The sequence below is a fragment of the Collinsella aerofaciens ATCC 25986 genome (assembly GCF_964239575.1).
Taxonomy (GTDB): Bacteria; Actinomycetota; Coriobacteriia; order Coriobacteriales; family Coriobacteriaceae; genus Collinsella; species Collinsella aerofaciens_BQ.
On record NZ_CAXSQQ010000049.1, the window covers coordinates 1 to 2,120 of the forward strand.

The window sequence follows — 2,120 nt, forward strand, 5'->3', positions numbered from 1 at the left end:
CGCGCGGCAAGGAGATATATTGCCAGACCGGAGGGGCGCCGGGGGCGGGAATCTGGGCGTACACATTTCCTACACATATAAGTACTCTCGGCTGGCTGGTTAAAAACAGGAGGGGACCTCGCATCCGAGATCCCCTCTTTAGCCCATCTATAGCTATAGAAGACTCTTAAATACCTTATGCCAGCAGCTTACGACCGGACTCCTCGATCGCGTCAAGTGCTGCATCTGCCTCGGCGGCATCCGCGCCCTTAGCGAAGATGTACAGCTTAATCTTGGGCTCGGTGCCGGAAGGACGAACAATACCCTTGTTGCCACCCTCAAGATCGAACTCAATAACATTAGCCTTCGGCAGGCCGTTCACGCAGGTGTTGTAATCAACGACGGCCTCAATCTTGGAACCGGCGAGCTCCGCGGGCGGGTTCTCGCGCAGACCGGCCATGATGCCGGCCATCTTTGCCGCACCCTCAGCACCCGGATAGCTCAGCGAAATCGTCTTGTTGTGATAGTAGCCATACTTCTCGTACAGCTCGTGCATCGCGTCGGCAAGGTTCTTTCCCTGGAGCTTGTAATACTGCGCCATCTGGCAAATCAAAAGCGAAGTGCTCACGGCGTCCTTGTCGCGCACGTGGTCGCCGGCCAGATAGCCGTAGCTCTCCTCAAAACCGAAGATAAAGCGATCGACCTCGCCAGCATCGGAAAGAGAAGTAATGATGTCGCCGATGTACTTGAAGCCCGTCAGGCAGCGACGGAGCTCAAAACCGTACTCGTCGGCCAGAGCGTCAACCATGGCGGAAGAAACGATAGTAGTGACAGCAACCTTCTTAGTGAGGTCCTCACCGCGAGCAGCGCGGGTCTTGCAGATATAGTCGAGCAGCAGAACGCCCATCTCATTGCCGGTCAGCAGCAGATAGTCATCGCTATTCTTAACGGCAACGCCAACGCGATCGGCGTCAGGATCGGTTGCAAGCAGCAGATCAGGGTGAACCTGCTCGCACAGGTCAATGCCCTTCTGCATGGCCTGGCGAATCTCGGGGTTAGGATACGGGCAGGTCGGGAAATCGCCGTTAGGCTCCTTCTGCTCGGGAACAACCGTGACATCGGTGATGCCAGCGCGCTCGAGCACCGTCGTGACGGGAATGAGGCCGGTGCCGTTGAGCGGAGTGTAGACGAGCTTAAGCGGAGCGCCAGCGATCTCCTCGGCAGAAAGGTTGGTCACGCCGCGGGCGAGAACGGCGTCATAATAACGCTCGAGGCACGAGTCATCGATCCATTTGACCAGACCCTGCTCAAGAGCCTCATCGAAGTCCATGGACTTCACGCCGGTAAACGTATCGGTCTCGGCGATAGCCTTAGAAATTGCATCGGCAGCCTCGCTGGTAATCTGGCAGCCGTCGGGGCCATAGGCCTTATAGCCGTTATAAGGCGCTGGATTATGACTAGCGGTCATGCAAATGCCACCGGAGCACTTAAGGTCACGGACGGCCCAGGAAAGCGTCGGCACGGGAGAAATCTTAGGATACACGAGAGCAGTCACGCCGTTTGCGGCAAGAATGGCAGCCGTCGTCTTAACGAACAGTTCACCCTTATTGCGGCTATCGCGAGCGATGGCAACCGTCGGATGCTCGAAGGTCGCATTGAGATAGTCAGCAAAACCCTGCGTCGCGCGACCAACCGTATAGATATTCATACGGTTAGTGCCTGCACCGATAGTGCCACGTAGACCGGCGGTACCGAAGGCGAGATCCTGGAAGAAAGCGTCGGTGATGGCGTCCTCATCACCCTGCTCCTTCATCGTGTTAAGCTCAGCGAGGAGCTCCTCGTCCTTGACATTGGCAATCCAAGTATCAAGCAGCTCATGAACATCTGCCATGTGAGTCCTTCCGTCACATTCAATAAAACGACCCGTGTAAAACAGGACAAGCGCAGCAGTGCGCTAAAGCAAATATTAGTCCATTGAGAACAAAGAACCGACCAAAGAACGGTGAACGTCTATATTCAGCGGTGGATGATTAAATTGATTTAATTGCATAAGGAATGTTGCACGTAAACGCAAAAAAGGGGGAGGCCGCGAGGCCTCCCCCTTCTCAGTTCAAGCGTACGGCTCGGTGCCGTCCACCGGT

General features: G+C 55.6%; 1 protein-coding gene. It reads right to left on the reverse strand.

What is annotated here, in order from left to right:
* Positions 1-175: 175 nt before the first annotated feature.
* On the reverse strand, positions 176-1,870 hold the full coding sequence (locus ACESUZ_RS10010; protein WP_055310777.1) for a phospho-sugar mutase: 1,695 nt from the start codon (positions 1,868-1,870) through the stop codon (positions 176-178).
* Between the last annotated feature and the right edge of the window lie 250 nt (positions 1,871-2,120).